At 53.2% G+C, this 15,493-nt stretch carries 14 protein-coding genes; 4 read left to right on the forward strand and 10 right to left on the reverse strand.

The features are described 5' to 3' along the window. Positions 1-18: 18 nt before the first annotated feature. On the reverse strand, positions 19-1,059 hold the full coding sequence (locus AC0LWF_RS22250) for a CobW family GTP-binding protein (RefSeq protein WP_474653726.1): 1,041 nt from the start codon (positions 1,057-1,059) through the stop codon (positions 19-21). Positions 1,060-1,211: 152 nt separating this feature from the next. On the opposite strand from AC0LWF_RS22250, the gene AC0LWF_RS22255 reads away from it, so the two are divergent. Then, on the forward strand, positions 1,212-2,297 hold the full coding sequence (locus tag AC0LWF_RS22255; RefSeq protein WP_474653727.1) for a CobW family GTP-binding protein: 1,086 nt from the start codon (positions 1,212-1,214) through the stop codon (positions 2,295-2,297). A gap of 110 nt (positions 2,298-2,407) precedes the next feature. Here the strand turns inward: AC0LWF_RS22255 and AC0LWF_RS22260 are convergent, their stop codons facing one another. The 3 genes from AC0LWF_RS22260 to AC0LWF_RS22270 all read right to left on the reverse strand — a co-directional run bounded on the left by AC0LWF_RS22260 (position 2,408) and on the right by AC0LWF_RS22270 (position 4,362). Then, positions 2,408-2,959: an MOSC domain-containing protein gene (locus AC0LWF_RS22260; RefSeq protein ID WP_474653728.1), complete on the reverse strand. Its 552-nt coding sequence runs from the start codon at positions 2,957-2,959 to the stop codon at positions 2,408-2,410. Positions 2,960-3,021: 62 nt separating this feature from the next. Beyond that, positions 3,022-3,393 carry an iron chaperone gene (locus AC0LWF_RS22265; protein WP_474653729.1) on the reverse strand — a complete coding sequence of 124 codons (372 nt, stop codon included), beginning with the start codon at positions 3,391-3,393 and terminating at the stop codon, positions 3,022-3,024. 42 nt (positions 3,394-3,435) lie between these two features. Beyond that, positions 3,436-4,362 (reverse strand): aminoglycoside phosphotransferase family protein, encoded by a 927-nt coding sequence (locus AC0LWF_RS22270; protein ID WP_474653730.1) that lies wholly within the window; start codon positions 4,360-4,362, stop codon positions 3,436-3,438. Positions 4,363-4,446: 84 nt separating this feature from the next. Here AC0LWF_RS22270 and AC0LWF_RS22275 point away from each other — a divergent pair, with 84 nt between their 5' ends. Both AC0LWF_RS22275 and AC0LWF_RS22280 read left to right on the forward strand, forming a co-directional pair. After that, positions 4,447-4,872: an NfeD family protein gene (locus AC0LWF_RS22275; protein WP_474653731.1), complete on the forward strand. Its 426-nt coding sequence runs from the start codon at positions 4,447-4,449 to the stop codon at positions 4,870-4,872. Between the two features lie 7 nt (positions 4,873-4,879). After that, positions 4,880-5,815 carry an SPFH domain-containing protein gene (locus tag AC0LWF_RS22280; RefSeq protein WP_474653732.1) on the forward strand — a complete coding sequence of 312 codons (936 nt, stop codon included), beginning with the start codon at positions 4,880-4,882 and terminating at the stop codon, positions 5,813-5,815. A gap of 97 nt (positions 5,816-5,912) precedes the next feature. Here AC0LWF_RS22280 and AC0LWF_RS22285 read toward each other — a convergent pair whose 3' ends face one another. From AC0LWF_RS22285 to uxaC, 4 genes are all read right to left on the reverse strand, one after another. After that, positions 5,913-7,169: a stalk domain-containing protein gene (locus tag AC0LWF_RS22285; RefSeq protein ID WP_474653733.1), complete on the reverse strand. Its 1,257-nt coding sequence runs from the start codon at positions 7,167-7,169 to the stop codon at positions 5,913-5,915. A 185-nt stretch (positions 7,170-7,354) separates the two neighbouring features. Beyond that, entirely contained in the window at positions 7,355-7,609 is a 255-nt protein-coding gene (locus tag AC0LWF_RS22290; RefSeq protein WP_474653734.1) for a hypothetical protein, read from the reverse strand. A gap of 40 nt (positions 7,610-7,649) precedes the next feature. After that, positions 7,650-9,161 (reverse strand): tagaturonate reductase, encoded by a 1,512-nt coding sequence (locus AC0LWF_RS22295; RefSeq protein WP_474653735.1) that lies wholly within the window; start codon positions 9,159-9,161, stop codon positions 7,650-7,652. Between the two features lie 27 nt (positions 9,162-9,188). Next, a complete protein-coding gene (uxaC, locus tag AC0LWF_RS22300; RefSeq protein ID WP_474653736.1) occupies positions 9,189-10,595 on the reverse strand; it encodes a glucuronate isomerase in 1,407 nt (468 codons plus the stop codon). Between the two features lie 160 nt (positions 10,596-10,755). On the opposite strand from uxaC, the gene AC0LWF_RS22305 reads away from it, so the two are divergent. Further along, on the forward strand, positions 10,756-11,634 hold the full coding sequence (locus AC0LWF_RS22305; RefSeq protein WP_474653737.1) for a helix-turn-helix domain-containing protein: 879 nt from the start codon (positions 10,756-10,758) through the stop codon (positions 11,632-11,634). Between the two features lie 294 nt (positions 11,635-11,928). Here the strand turns inward: AC0LWF_RS22305 and AC0LWF_RS22310 are convergent, their stop codons facing one another. Both AC0LWF_RS22310 and AC0LWF_RS22315 read right to left on the reverse strand, forming a co-directional pair. Then, complete coding sequence (locus AC0LWF_RS22310; protein ID WP_474653738.1) at positions 11,929-13,491, reverse strand: response regulator; 1,563 nt, start codon at positions 13,489-13,491, stop codon at positions 11,929-11,931. A gap of 1 nt (position 13,492) precedes the next feature. Further along, positions 13,493-15,406, reverse strand: coding sequence for a cache domain-containing sensor histidine kinase (locus AC0LWF_RS22315; protein ID WP_474653739.1), 1,914 nt, complete (start codon positions 15,404-15,406; stop codon positions 13,493-13,495). Positions 15,407-15,493 lie beyond the last annotated feature (87 nt).

Consider the following 15,493-nt stretch of genomic DNA (forward strand, 5'->3'; position numbering starts at 1 on the left):
GCCCTAGTTGCGAAATCTTTATCCAAGCCGGTTCTGCTCAAGTTCTTCCAGCTCGTGCTGGAGCGCTTCCTTGCCGAAATGCTCCCCGATAAACACCGCCACATCACTCACATTCCCCTGAGGCGTAATGCGGATGAACTCCACCTCGCGATAAGCGTACTGGAACAGGAAGCGGCTGCTCGTATCGGTGAAGGTGACGATTCCTTTCGCCCGGTACACTTCCCTCGGCAGACGCCGGATGAGCTCCTCGAAGGCATGGCTGTTAATTGGTCCGGCAAAATAATGCGTCAGCGTCATGACATGCGAATGCGAGCTGTAATCGCCATGTTCGTGTTCATGGTCATGATCGTGATCGTGATTGCAGTTCGCGCCGCATACATGCTTGCCGCTGGCTGTATCATCGAAGCGCTCAGCTGACGGAGCCAGCTTCGCTTTCGGCGCTGCTGCTTCGTGATCGAAGATGCTGAGGTCCGTTACACAGCGGACGGTCACGGTCAGCGGAGCGAACGCGTTCAGCTCCCGCACAAGCTGCTGCACCTCGACAAGCTCTTCGGGCGCGAGCTTATCAGCCTTGTTCACGATCAGGTCCGTCGCGCAGCGAATCTGGTCCTGCATCAGCTTGAACGTCTTGCCGCCCCGGCGGCTGCGCTCAAGCAGCTCCGGGCCGTCAACGACCGTAGCGATCGTACGCAGGTCGATGCGCATGAACAGCGCCGCCTCCGTCACCGCGTCGATGATTTCCATCGGATTCGCAGCGCCCGTCGATTCAATCAGCACGACCTCCGGCTGATGTTCGTCGATAAGCTCCTTCAGCTCGATGCTCAGATCGCCACGAATGGTGCAGCAGATGCAGCCGGAGAGCATCTCCGCCATAGGCACGTCACCCTCCACGAACTGACCGTCCAGATTGACGTCGCCAAGCTCGTTCATAATGATGGCGACTTTCACATCCTGCGCTTTATAATAGTCAACAACTTGATTGAGTAATGTCGTTTTGCCGCTGCCGAGAAAGCCGGACAGCAGATGAACCGGAATCGAATGTTCAATAGAAGCTGGCATAAATTACGTCCTCTCACACATAGAATGGCTGGCTCAAATTATACCGTTATTTGAGCGAATTTAATAGTTGAAGGACGCTGGGGTATTATTTTGGCTGGCTGCCGCATATTCTTTCTTGCAATGGACCTTAGAGGGAGAGTGAGCGCGCAATCATGGAACAAACAGCAATTCCAGTAATCGTGTTGAGCGGCTTTCTGGGCAGCGGCAAAACGACTCTGCTGCTAAGACTGCTGCAGCATGCGAGGTCAAGCGGTCTGCGGGCATCGGTGCTCATGAATGAGATCGGCGCCGTCGACGTGGACGGCACGCTCGTCAGCAGCGAGTCCGCCTATCAGATGCTGGAGCGCATTACGGAGGGCTGCCTATGCTGCAGCAAGAAGAGCGAGCTGGCCTCTTGCCTGGAGCGGCTTGCTCTCATGCGGCCAGACGTTATTGTAATGGAGCTGACCGGCGTTGCGAACCCGGAAGAAATCGCGGAGGCGATTACCGAGCCGGGTATTATCGGCAAAGTGAAGCTGCACCGAATCGTCACCGTGCTGGATGCCGAGCATGCGCTTGATTATAACAGCGTTTTCTCATCGGATCGCGAGCTGATCCGGACACTGCGCAAGCAGATTGAGGTGGCGGATGTCATCATCGCGAACAAGGCCGACCTCATCTCGAACCGTACAGCGGACAAAGTGCATCAGCTCACGCTGGACCGCAATCCCGCTGCCCGCTATGTGACGGCAATCCGCTGCGAGATCGATTCCGCGATCGTCTTCGAGGGCGTCGCGGCGACGGGCCGGCGGCAGCCAGCCGTTGTGACCGGCGCGCGCGCTACAGCGGCAGGCGGCGGGCGCATCGCCGCCAGCTCGGTACCCGCCGGAGCCGGCAAAGCCGCTGCAGCGGGGTCTGGCGCCAGCGCCGGCGGCGCGGCGGGGAGCGCGACGAGCACGTCGTTCGCGCGCATTCGCACCGCGGCGATCTATCCCGGCGCTGACGCAGGCGGACTGACGCGCCGCCAGTTCGAGAGCTTCGTCAGCGGGCGCGGCAACAATTGCTTGCGCGCCAAAGGGTATATGCCCTTCGGCCGCGATGGCAGCCTGATGCTATTCCAGCTGGCGGGCAAGCGGATCGAATGGGCGCCGAGCAGCTACGTCGGCGAGCCGTACTTCGTCATGATCGGCATCGAGCTCGACGAGAGCAAGATCAAGCAGGAGTGGGCGCGCTTCGCAGGAGTGGCTGTGCGCAAATAAGAAGGCGAGCGAGGTCACGTCACAGTGATTTTCGCTCGCCTTTTTGTATTGTCATGATGTATCCACCCTTATCCCTTGCCATCTCTGCCTGCCTGATCCTCGGATTATTTTCAAACCCGCTCTAGTGGACGAAATGGTTCCGGCGGCAGCTCAGTGCGAATGGTATCGTGAGCACGAACGTCTCCCCCAACCAGCACGATCCCCATTACGCCTGCTTTGCGGATTAGGTTCCCGTCCTCATCGCGGTCCAGAACCGCGCTTAACAGCCCTTGCTGGAACTGATCGATCTGCGCGCATGGATTGCGAAGCCCTGTAAGTTCAACAATCGCTGATTCACCAATGTACAGCTTTGTGCCGGTGGGGAGACCGAGCAGCTGTATCCCGCGGGTTGTCATGTTCTCCCCCATCTGCCCCGGCTCGACGTGAAAACCGGCATTCCCTACTTCATCAAACAGCTCCGAATGAATGAGATGAACTTGACGTAGATTCGGCTGACTCTTGTCCTGGGCAACCCGTGAACGATGCTTTACGGTCGTGCCCATATGCGCATCACCTTCCACGCCTAGCCCGGCAAGCAGCCTAATGACCGGAGCGGTTTCTTTACTGAACGTATGTGCTGCGCTGCGACTGACTGATATGACTGTTCCGAGAGCATTTTCCACGATCGTCACCATCACCTTCCGAGTCTATTATTAGCTCGTATCAACCATGCTTCGGTTTCCTGTTATTTCCGCCAAAAAGTAGTGCAATCCGCCTTATCCTCAATATTAAAGGCAATCATTCTCTCAAGCAGTTCATAATTAACCGGACTTCCCCACTTTATGCGGAACAGCAGGTCCGTACGATCATAACCCGCCTGTTCAATATCTTCAGCAAAATGGGCCATTCCTGCCCGTTCAGGGGCAACCGCCATATGTTGCTTGGAGACGCTAAAGCCAATAATGTAGGTATCGTGATCGGTAAACATCGGCTGTTTCCATGCAATGATCGGCACTAAGCTTGGGAATTTCTCAATGATCCAACCAAGCACTTCTTCCGTACGAGCCCGGTGCAGCGGGTCCTTGATGCCAGCTAAATATTCTGCAAAAGCTTCCATTCCCGTTCCTCCTAAAATAAGTCTATACTTCAATTCTGCCCATTAAGCTCTGCTGTAGTCTAAGAGTGATTCTGCGAAATCAACCGCCTTTAGCAGTCGCGGATATTCCTCCGGAGGCGCTCCGTCTTCCACCATCCAGCACTCCCCCATCGCCGTTTCAACGTAAAGGCATTTCCGCAAGATGTCGTTTGGAATATGAAGCTTCTCTTCTAAACTGCCTATGATATCGTTTATTTTCTCATAGACTTCCTGCGTTATTTCGTCACCGAACTCATTTAATATAAATCTCGGAACGTCGAATACCGGATCGCCTATTACACCCTTAGGATCTATAATGACGTACTTCCCATCATCACCTAGCAAAATATTATCATGATGAAAGTCGCCATGAAGGAGCATCTGATTCGAATAGGAGACAGCAACGGATACGCAGATATCCTCTGCTTTTTTCATATGTCTATATAACTCTTTACAATCCGGCCGAGTGCTCATGTATTCCGTTATCTTGCTGACCCACTCTGTATAAGTCGGATATATGTCTGCTTTAACGGGGGGAATGTGCAAATCATTGAATAGAGAAGCAAAAACAGAAAGCCTCTCTTCAAGCAAGCTCTCATTCCTGAGAGGAATCCCCGGACTTACACACTCTTCGAGGATGACACCGTTGTCAATATCAGCGTCAAATACTCTACCGAATCGTCTACCGCCATATTCGAGCAAAGTGCTCAGCTCTGTACCTATTACTCCTTTAGAAACTATGCCTATTTTGAGAACGGCGCTACCATAGCTGTCTGAATGGCATTTAAAAACAAGCTTCGCGGAATAGGAAGGAACGAGCTCGAGCGATGTCAATGCCCACTTATCTGCATAAACTTCAATATCTCTCTGCACCTTTTCGTAGAAAGCATGACCAAACTCTTTCGTGATATGTTCGATCTCATTCTCGTTGAAGCGATACCGCTTGTTCATCCTTATTTTCACCTCCTGGACAGTTCTGTTCTACCCATTTAAACATAGACATAGAAATGGACGCTTCATGAAGGGGGGACTTGCTTGTACGCGATCGCTTGGCTAATACTGGCTGCCGTGCTTGTGCTGGTTGAACTGTTTACGGGAACGTTTTACTTCTTGCTGATGGCGGCCGCTTCCGTTATTACTATCATAACCGCACTGACCGGATTACCGCTATTGGTTCAATTCTTCACGTTTGTAATCGCGCTCGCTCTACTGTATATGTTCTTGCTGCCGATTCTTCGGAAAGTCGTTCCGTCGAGTTCGAGAATGCTCATGCGGCAAGGCTCCGAGTATTTGGTGGGACAAGCAGCGTTCGTCATCCAAACCATCACGCCTGAGGAGGCGGGGTTAGTCAAGGTGCATGGAGAGATTTGGTCCGCGGTGTCTGGCGAGAAGCTTGAAGTGGGAACGAAAGTAACCGTCGCAGAGGTACGAGTAACGAAATTATTCGTGACGAAGGAGTAGATGCAGATTGGTTGGCATTATTGTCTTTATCGTTATTCTTGCAGTGGTCGCAGTTATTGTCATTAAAGGCATTCGGATCATTCCGCAGCAAACCGTAGCAATCGTGGAGAGGCTCGGCAAATACAACAAAACGCTTCATGCCGGGGTGAACCTCATCATACCGGTCATTGACAAAATCCGGCTGCGCCACGATCTTCGCATCCATCAGGAAACCGTCCCCTCGCAATCGGTCATTACGAAGGACAATGTTGCTATCGGCGTGGAGCTTGCGACGTTCTTCAGTGTTGTGGATCCCAAGCTCGCGACCTACGGCATTGCGAACTATGTAGGCGGCATACATAACATTGTGGCATCTGCACTGCGGGCGACAATTGGCAAAATGGAGCTGGACGAAATTCTCTCCAACCGCGACCGTATCCAGACGGACCTTCGAATGGTGCTCGATCAAGCGTCTGAGAGCTGGGGGGTTCGTATTGAGCGCGTCGAGGTGCTGCAGTTAGCCATCCCTTCGGATATCCAGAATTCGATGGAGAAGCAGATGCGAGCGGAGCGTGAGAAACGCGCCATCATCCTGCAGGCAGAAGGCGAGAAGCAATCGACGGTGCTGCGCGCAGAGGCGCAGCGGCAAGCCGTCGTCCTCGCGGCCGAGGCCGAGAAGCAGCGGCAAATTCTCGATGCGGAAGCGAAGCAGAAGGCGCAGGAGCTCGAAGCGCGAGGCCGAGCGGAAGCGATCAAGCATGTCGCCGAGGCGGAGCGAACGAGGATCGAGGCCATTAAGCTGGCTGGACTGGATGCGCAGATACTAGCTTATAAGTCATTCGAGGCATTGGGGCAAATGGCGGAGGGCCGGGCAACGACAATCTTTATCCCGACCGACGCGGTGAACGCGCTTGGCTCCGCGGGGATGATCGGCAAAATCTTCGATATTACGAATCCCAAATAAAGAGAGGGCCGCTTGCGGCGGACCTCCTTGATCGTGAAGCGCCGAAGAGGTCCTTGATGGGACTTCTTCGGCACTTTTATTATGTGGGCTTCGCCGCTTATTTCAAACCGTAATAAACCTTCCAATCACTCACTAACGCCGCTTCGGATTTGCCATATACTTTCTGAAGCGACTGCTCCGTGCCTGTTCCTGCCGCCAGCAAATCCACATAAGCGAACAGCTTATCATGACCTAATGCAGTCTCCAAATAGTAGATTATCGACTCATAGATCATATAATCGCCGAAGGACTCGGAATCCATGAACAGCTTCATTTTGCCAAAATCAAAATGGTTTCTGTCCGCGAGCTCTAGCAAATTTTTCGTATACGTTTCTTTGCCATACCCTAAATCTTTCAATCTAGGATTGTTCGGGAGCACCATCGGCGTATACGTCACCTTCTGCTTCGCAACGTATTCTGCAATGCCCTCCATTAACCATAATGGATGCTCATTCATTGCCGCGCTAATCGCACGCATTCCCCATTTGTGGTTCGTATAAGCATGGGCCATTTCGTGGACAAAATGATACCGAATATCCTGGTTTCTTCCGCCGCCCAAGTCATCCCCATTAATGCGGAACGTATCCGAATCACCATTGTAGCTTGCTTGCCGGTAACCGCCAAGGAAGCCCTCGTTACCGTAGATGTAGGCTTCCACCTTATCTTTCAACGGTTGTCCGAAATAGCTCTCTTCGTCCTTCAGCAAATTCTCGCCATCTTCGTAGATGTATTTGTAGTTGAGACCGCGGTTCGTAAACTTCCAAATAATATTCTTCGTCTCGAACTTCGTAAACGACATCAATTCTTTCGTTCCACCCTGAGCTAAATAAGCAGGGGATTTGGCCATAATGGATCTGGTCTTCGTATCGTAATCGACCTGATATCCCGAGTTAGCCAGTATGTAATCAATCGGCATATAAGTAGCACCGCCTACCTGCAGCGAGAAAGGATTCCTTTCTTTGCCGTTTATATAGATGCCATTCAGCGGGGATATCGTCTTTCCATCGATTTGAAGTCCGAGCGAGCTTGCAGTCACCTTCACATCATTATTGTTCAAAATGTTCGAGCTAGTGGTCGTATTCGGTTTGGTCGTAATCGCATAACCTTTTAATTTGCTATCCCACTTATAATTGACCTTTGATAGATCAAGAATGGTTCCGAGCGGAACATAATAAATGCCGTTGTACAATAATGAGAAGTCCGTCTTCGGCAATTTCGAGTTATTCGTCGCCGCCTTGCCGTCCTTCGGTGTAACAAGCTTGCCGTCCACCGTCACCGGGACTGGCCTTGCATCGACTTTTATTTGCTTATCCAACTGTCCGCACGAGCGCCTGAATAAAAACTAACCAGCGCAATACCTGCTATCGCTGCAACCTTAAGCCCCTTCACGAACATCCCCCTATTAATAAGTGCATCGCAATCCATTCTAGCATGTAAGAAAATTCCTGAATACCAAAAAAGACCACCCTCTGATGGATGGCCTCCCTGTGTGAATACACTCTATATCGTGCTAAAAGCAATCATAATCTCCGCCTCGCAGACGATCTCGCCGTTCACGGCAGCGATGCGGGATGCGCTCTTGGATTTCGCTGCTATCAAGCATGTAAGTCTCCTCACCCGGGCGAGGCAGCCAATTAACAATCCGCTCCGGTCATCTCGCTCGTATTGGAGCACCGTGCTGTAAATATCATTTTGCGGGTAGAGTTCAAGGTTGATCTCCTGCGGCGTTCTAGCTTTACTAGTATCATCACGCATGTTGCCAGTCGCCTCCCGAATGAACGGGCTCACTTCACGATTACACTGCACCCATTTCAAGCCAAGCCGCCGCAACTGCTTCAGCTAAGCCGCTAACCTTAGATAGATCCTGATCCCATACCGCCGTCAAACCTAACAACGCTTCAGCCAGCTCAGCCGGTGAACTTATTCCACCCGTCTCCTGCCGCGACCAGCATGCTGCAAGGGCCTGAGCAACTGCAAGGTCGTCCTTCAGCTCATAGGCCGCGCCTGCGAAAGTACGCCCCCAGTAGCGGCCGTCCGCATCCGCCGATGCTTGGTAATACCTCAGCAGAGCCGCGAATCCGCACACTAGACCCTGACGCGACGGATCATGCAGCAGCGATGGTAATAGCCGCGCCTTGAATTTGCTGACACTGTTCATCGCAATCGCCTCAAGCCGGTGCTCGATGAACGGATTCAAGAACCGCTCCAGCACGGAGTACGCATAGCTGCGAAGCTCCTCCTTCGCGGGCAGCGGCACAGCCGGGATGATCTCATCCATCACCGTACTCCGTACGAATGCGCCAAGCTCCTCATGCTCCATCACTTCGCGCACATGTGTCAATCCGCGCAGAATGGAGAGCGGCGTCATCAACGTGTGCGCACCGTTCAACAGACGCACCTTGCGGAGCCTATACGGCGTCAAATCTGGAACCCACTTCACCTCAAGCCCCGCCTTGGCAAGCGGCAGCAGATGGTCCAGCTCCGGTTCGCCCTCGATTGCAAACAGGTGATACGGCTCAGCCGTTACGAGCGCCGCATCCGAATAACCCCACTCTGCGAACCAGCTATCCGCCTCACGCTCCGGGTAGCCGGTAACAATGCGGTCGACCAGCGTGTTCAGAAACCGGTTATGCGACGAAACCCAAGCCTGAAACTCTTGCGGCAATCCCCAGTCCTGCGCATATCGCAGCACGCATTCGCGCAGCAAATCCCCATTGCCTTCAAGCAGCTCGCAGGGAAGCAGCATCAAGCCTATTTCCGGTTCACTGCCGAACGTCACGTATCGCCGATAAAGCAGCAAAGTCAGCTTGCCCGGGTAAGACAGCACCGGCTTTCCTGCCTCATACGCTTCCGGCGCGTAGACGAGACCCGCTTCCGTCGTGTTCGACATGACAACCTGAAGCTGCGGTTCCTCGCCAAGCGAGAGAAAAGCTTCCCATTCCGCATAAGGATCGATCATTCTCGAAAACACGGCGATCGTGTCTCTACGCTCGATTTGCTCCCCGTGCTCGAAGCCGCGCGTGACGAGATTATAGATGCCTTGCTGGCTGCGCAGCTTATCCAGCTTCGCTCTGCCACTCGGACGCGGCTGGCACAGCGCGATGCTGCCATTATATAAGCCTTGCTGCCGCAGCACATGAATCATCCAATCGAAGTAGCCGCGCAGGAAGTTCCCCTCGCCTATTTGAACAATCGTGACAGGCGATTCCAGCATCAAGTCGAACTGCTCCTGCTGCTCGCTTGTCAGGGAAGAACGGCTAAGAGCACTCGCGTTTACATTTGTATTTGAACTTGCATTCGCGTTCATACGGACAGCCCTCTCTTATGAGCCGAATTAGAAACGGAAGTAGTTTTTCGCATTGTTATAGCAGACCGCTTGCACCATCTCACCTAGCGCTTCGATCTCATTCGGCGCTTCGCCATTCTCCACCCATTCGCCAATCAAATTACAGAAGATTCGGCGGAAGTACTCATGCCGCGTATACGAGAGGAAGCTGCGCGAATCGGTCAGCATGCCGACAAAACGGCTCAGCAGCCCCATGTTCGCCAGCGACTTCAGCTGCTCGAGCATGCCATCCTTCGTATCGTTGAACCACCATGCGGAGCCGAGCTGGATTTTGCCCGGAATGCCCCCGCCTTGGAAGCTCCCGATGAGCGAAGCGAGCACATTGTTGTCCGACGGGTTCAACGAATAAACAATCGTGCGCGGCAACTTGTCGTGCTCATCCAAGCGGCTGAGGAATCGTACAACCGGCACCGCGACTGGGCTGTCGCTGATCGAATCGAAGCCCGTGTCTGGGCCAAGCTGCGCGAATTTGCGCGCATTGTTGTTGCGGTGTGCGTTCATATGCAGCTGCATCGACCAGCCCAGCTCTGCATACAGCTCGCCTAAGAACACGAGCGTGTATGCCTTGTACTTGCGCTCTTCCTCGAGCGAGACGCCGCCGCCTTGCAGTCCGCGCGCAAAGATTTCCGCCGCTTCCTCGCGCGTCGACTCTGCCCAAGGCATATAATCAAGCCCGTGATCGGACACTCTGCTGCCGACTTCATGGAAGTATCGCACCCGCTTCTCTAGCGCTTGAAGCAGATCCTCGTAGCTTGCAATGTTAATATCGGCCGCCGCACCCAGCTTGCCAATATATTCGATGAAAGTAGCGCGGTTGATTTCGAGCGCTTTATCCGGACGGAACGAAGGCAGCACCTGGAAGCCGAGCTCCTTCTCTTGCGCCAGGAGAGCGTGATGCTCCAGCGAGTCAGCCGGATCATCTGTTGTGCAGACGACCTCCACACCGGCATTACGGATAAAGTCACGCACCGCGAAACCGCCGACCTGCAGCTTAGCGTTCGCTTTTTCCCAAATAATCGGCGCGTTCTTCTCGTTAATTAACTCTTCGATCCCGAACAACCGGCGCAGCTCCAGATGCGACCAATGATAGAGCGGATTGCCAAGCATCATCGGAACCGTGCGGGCATAGGCCAAGAACCTATCGTAATCGCTGACCCCTTCGCCGCCTGTAATATATTTTTCTTCAATGCCATTTGCACGCATCGCGCGCCATTTATAGTGATCGCCGTACAGCCAAACCTCGGTGAGGTTGTTGTAGGCTTTGTTCTCGTAGATGTCCTGCTGGCTTAGGTGGCAGTGATAGTCGATAATCGGCATGTCCTTCGCGTACTCGTGGTATAACTTCTGCGCCGTCTCACTATGTAATAGAAAATCATCATCCATAAAAGCTTTCATTACAGCTAGCACCATCCCTTGTAATAGAGTCCATTCCCCTCTACAGCATAGCGCAATATTTGCGAGATTTCGTGACTAATCTTGCTTTTTCTCTTTCATAATTCACCGATCTTGCGCTAAAATCGAACTATGAAGCCATTATGCTAAAGAGGTGCTACGAGTGAGGCTAATTGCAGATGAACCGCTCTCCTACGGGGATGAGGAAGGCGATTTCTTTATCCAACAGGTCCGCCGGACGAAGCCGTTTGAGCGGAACAATCACATTCATCGTACCTATGAAATTTACTATCAGGTGTCAGGGCAGCGGTATCATTTTATTGATGACCGATCCTATACAATTGCCGCCGGCGACCTCGTATTCGTGAACAAACATGTCGTGCACAACTCTGCTGCGTTCGGACCGCTTGCGCATGAGCGCATCGTCATTAACTTCAGCGACGCATTCCTCGGCGAGGGCCATCCGCTGCACCATCCAGCGCTCTTTGAGCCTTTCGCGAGCAATGCTCGCCTCCTGCGTTTGGGTTCCGAGGAGCAGCAATTTGTCCACCAGCTTCTTGGCAGGATGGTCACAGAAACCGTCGAGCGCCGCCTCGGCTACGAAACTTGCTTGCGCGTGCTGCTCACCGAGCTGCTGTTGTTTGCTGCCAGAATACCGGCTTCGCAAGATGAGCAAAGCAGCGACGGTTCCGCTTCTACGGTGGCAGCAAGTCCGCTCCAGCACAAAATTTCCGAGGTCGTCCAGCACATCAATGAGCACTACGACACGAAGCTCGTTCTCGCCGATCTCGCGAAGCGCTTCTACATTAGCCCGTACTACCTCAGCCGCAGCTTCAAGACGATCACCGGCTTTACGCTGGTCGAGTACATCCATCTGACGCGGGTGCGCGAGGCGCAGCGACTGCTCAAGGAGACCGAGCTGAAGGTGATCGTGATCGCCGAGCAGACCGGCTTCGAGAACGCGGGGCATTTTGATCGGATCTTCAAGAAAGTGGCGGGGACGACGCCGCTTGGGTTTCGGAAGATGGGGCGGCTGGGGTGAGCTGAACTCACCAAGTTCTAGCGGTACTCAGAGCGTTTATTTGCCTGTTTTTCGGCTCTACTTGTCGCTAACGGTTCGTAGAGACGCTATTGCCACTCATTGGACGACAAATTACCCTCTATCAACCAGTTAACGTCGCTGAAAACCGTTAGAACAAAACCAACACCGCTTTTCGCCGAATAAGGCCGCTGAGTACCGTAACTCCTTGCAATCGGGCCGGGTAGTGGTTCGTTTGATTATAGAACCTAAGGCAGCACAAAAAAAGGCAGCCCCCGGCTGCCTTCCCCTTATCCCTCAAGCCCGCTGCACCGCAGCCTTCGTGCGGTACTCCATCGCCGAGATGCCTTCCATCTCGCGGAAGACGCGGTTGAACTGCTTCGCGTTCTCGAAGCCGACGCGCTCGCTCACTTCGTAGACCTTGCAGTCCGATTCCTCCAGCAGCAGCGCCTTCGCCTTCTCGATCCTCACCTTCTTCAGGTATGTAACGAAGCTCTCGCCCGTGAACTCCTTGAATGACTGGCTGAAGTACGAATAGTTCAGCGAGACGTGATTGGACACCATTGCCATGTTCAGGTCGCGGTGATAGTTCTCGTGAATGTAGCTGACCGCCTTCTTCATCTCTTTATGCTCCGCATGAACCGAGCGCAGGCTTCGCACATAGTCGCTCAGACGCAGCAGCAAATCCTCGACGCCGTGAAAATAATCGTGAATCGTCTCAAAATTGTAGATGCTGCCGACCTTCTTGTAGATGCGCAATATCTCCACCGACTCTTCGCCGTAGCGATTAAAGACGCTGTCGAAGACGAGCTCGTTCAGCTGCCTGCTGATCTCCTCGATATACGCCATATCAAAACCAACCAGTCGCTTCGCATCAAGCAGCTCGGTCAGAATCGCCTTCATTTCCTTATCGCGGTCGGTGCCAAGCATGTTGGCGAGCTTGCGGATTTCTTCAAGAGGCACCAGTCCACCTTCGCCGGCATGCTCTCTCTCCCGGTCATAATGAAACAGCAGCGGCTCGCCGCAAATCTGCAAGAATCCGTACCCGAGCGCTTCGCGCGCCTCCGCGTATGCCGCTTTCACATCTCCTGCCCCGTGCATCCTGCCGCTTATGCCAATCTGCCCAGCCATTTTATGCTTCTGCATGAACGCGACCAGTCGCTCAAGCGGCCCAGCAGACTCGCACAACAGGACAAACCGGTCATCTTTATCTTTAAAATAAAACCGGATTCCCCCGACAACTTCATCCCCGACAAGCGCTTCAAGCTGCCCGGACCGGCTGCCGCCAGCTAGCCTGAGCAGTGAAACATAGTAGCCCGCATCCCCAGCCACAACAGCGCTCCAGCCTGCTTTCTCACACCGCTCCGCAATCTCCGCCTCCTCCATAGCTGGATGCAGGAAGATATAATTCAGCTGGCTAGCCAGCAGCTCATCCCGATAATGATGCACCTCTTCGAGCCGTTCCGTTAGCTGCGCCCTGCGCGCAAGCTCCTGCTCCACCCGCTCAAGCGAAGCGAACAGCTCATCCCGCACGATCGGCTTCAGCAAGTATTCCCTCACATCGTACAGCATCGCTTTCTTCGCATATTGGAAGTCGTCATGTCCGCTCAGAATCATCATTGCTGGCTTCCGCTCTAGCTCGAGCGCCTGCACTTCCCGAATTAGCGCCAGTCCGTCCATGCCCGGCATCCGAATGTCGGTAATGACTAGCTCGATTCCGCCTTCGCGGATCAGCTCCAACGCTTCCTCGCCCTCGGCCGCGAACTGGATCTGGTAGCTCCCCGGAAGCCCCCGCTCGATAATTGCTCGAAGCCCCAGCCGAATGTTCTTCTCATCATCGACGATTAATAAGTTCCGCATGTCAGCTCAGCCCTCCGTTCCATATAAAATAAGGAATTCGCATAATGACACGCGTATACGCGCCTTCGCTGCTCTCCACATGCAAGCCGTACTCTTTGCCGTAGAACAGCTGGATTCGCTGATGCACGTTGCGCAGCCCGATGCCGCTGCCTTCGGTCTGATTCTCCTGCGCTGCAGCCACCTCTCCGTGACCGCCTCTGCCGACCCAACCCGTCTCTTCCCTACCAATCTTCCGATTCAGCTCCGTCGTCTGCTCCGGCGTCATGCCGGTACCATTGTCGGCAATTTCAAGCACAATGCTCGTATCCGTCACAACTGCCGAAATGGTAATGACGAGGTTCCGCTCCTCTGACGCTTTCCACTTCATGCCGTGCTTGACGGAGTTCTCGACGATCGGCTGCAGCGACATTTTGAGCAATTCCTGCTCCAGGAAGTCCGGCGGAACATCGATTTGCAAATTTACCGTATTGTCGAACCGCACATTCATGATTGCAATGTAATTCGTAATATGACCGAGCTCATCCTTCAGCCGCACATACTCACTCGTCCATTTAAGGTTGTAACGCATCATGCCTCCAAGCGAGGTAAGCGCATCAGAGATGACAGGCTGGTTCTCGATCTCCGCGAGCATCTTGATGTTCTCTAGCGTGTTATAGAGGAAATGCGAATCAATCTGATTCTTCAGCGTCCGCAGCTCCGCCTCCTTGGAAGCCGCCTGCTTCGTGACGGCATCGGCGATGAGCTCATTAATTTTTTTCAGCATTTTGCGAAAATGGTGGGCCAGCTCTCCGACCTCGCCGCCCCCGCGAATCGTGAAGTCGAAGTTAAAGTCGCCTTGGCGTACCCGCTTCATGAAGTCCGACAGCGTATGCAGCTTCTTCAAAATAATGGCGTTCAGGAAGTAAGTCGAAATCGATAGAATAACGAGAAGCAGAATGTTGACGAAAATGATTTTGTTCCGCGATTTGTTAATGTCTGCAAACACGTTCTTCAGCGAAACGACGTTGAACACATAGGCGTCCAGCTTCTCAATATGAATATAGTTGCCGAGGAAAGGCGTGCCCTCCTGCTCAAACAAGAAATGTCCGCTGCCGCCTCCGGTTAGATGCTTGCTCAGCTCATGCTGGATGTCGCTCTCCGTTAAGCCGACACTACCGAGGAAGCTGCTTCCGGCATTTCGGAACATTTTGCCCTCTCGGTCGATGATGAACATCTGGGATTGGCCATCGCCTTGGCTCTGGTACACATTCGGGAAGAAATTCGTCAGCAGCATATCGACCTGCATAATGCCGACATGCCTGCCTGCCGGATACTCGATCTCGCGCAGCAGTGACAGCTTCGGTCTCGATTCCTTCGCATCCGCCACTATCGGACGAATCGGCTCCCGGTCCATTCGGTCGAAGTACCACAGCTCCGCACCGTTCAGCTCATTCACTTTCTTATACCAAGGCTCCGCCGACATTCGGCGCTCCAGCAGAATGACCGGCCATATCTCGTTAATCTGCTTATTGTTCGAGAACAGTCGAATATGCTCAATGTTCGGATTGTTGAACTGCAAGCGAAGAATGTTCGAGACGGCAGTTGTATCGAACGCAATGAGCTCCGACGCATTCGGCTCACTCGTCCGCTCCAAGTAGTAGAGCACCTCTTTATCAGAGATGGACAACTGCGCCGCCCGCTCCATCGTCTCGATATTGTTGTTCAAATTGACGCGCTCGATCTCGAGCGTATTCTCATACTTCTTAATAATATCCTTCATATAATTGTCCTTCAGCTCTTTAAAGATAAGGAACGAAATGAAGAGCGTTGGCAGAAGAAGAATAAGAATATACGAGAAGAAGAGTCTCTTCTGAAGGGACAGCTGCTCCAGCTTGAATAGCAGCTCTCGACTTGTCATTCGCAACCGATTTTTCATCCACATGCAACCGCCTTCAGAAGAGTTGAATGATAGACCCAAGAAACGGGCATAAACAGCCGGCGGATAGTCCACCGGCTGTTCGTC

It is taken from the genome of Paenibacillus sp. sgz302114, from assembly GCF_056120345.1.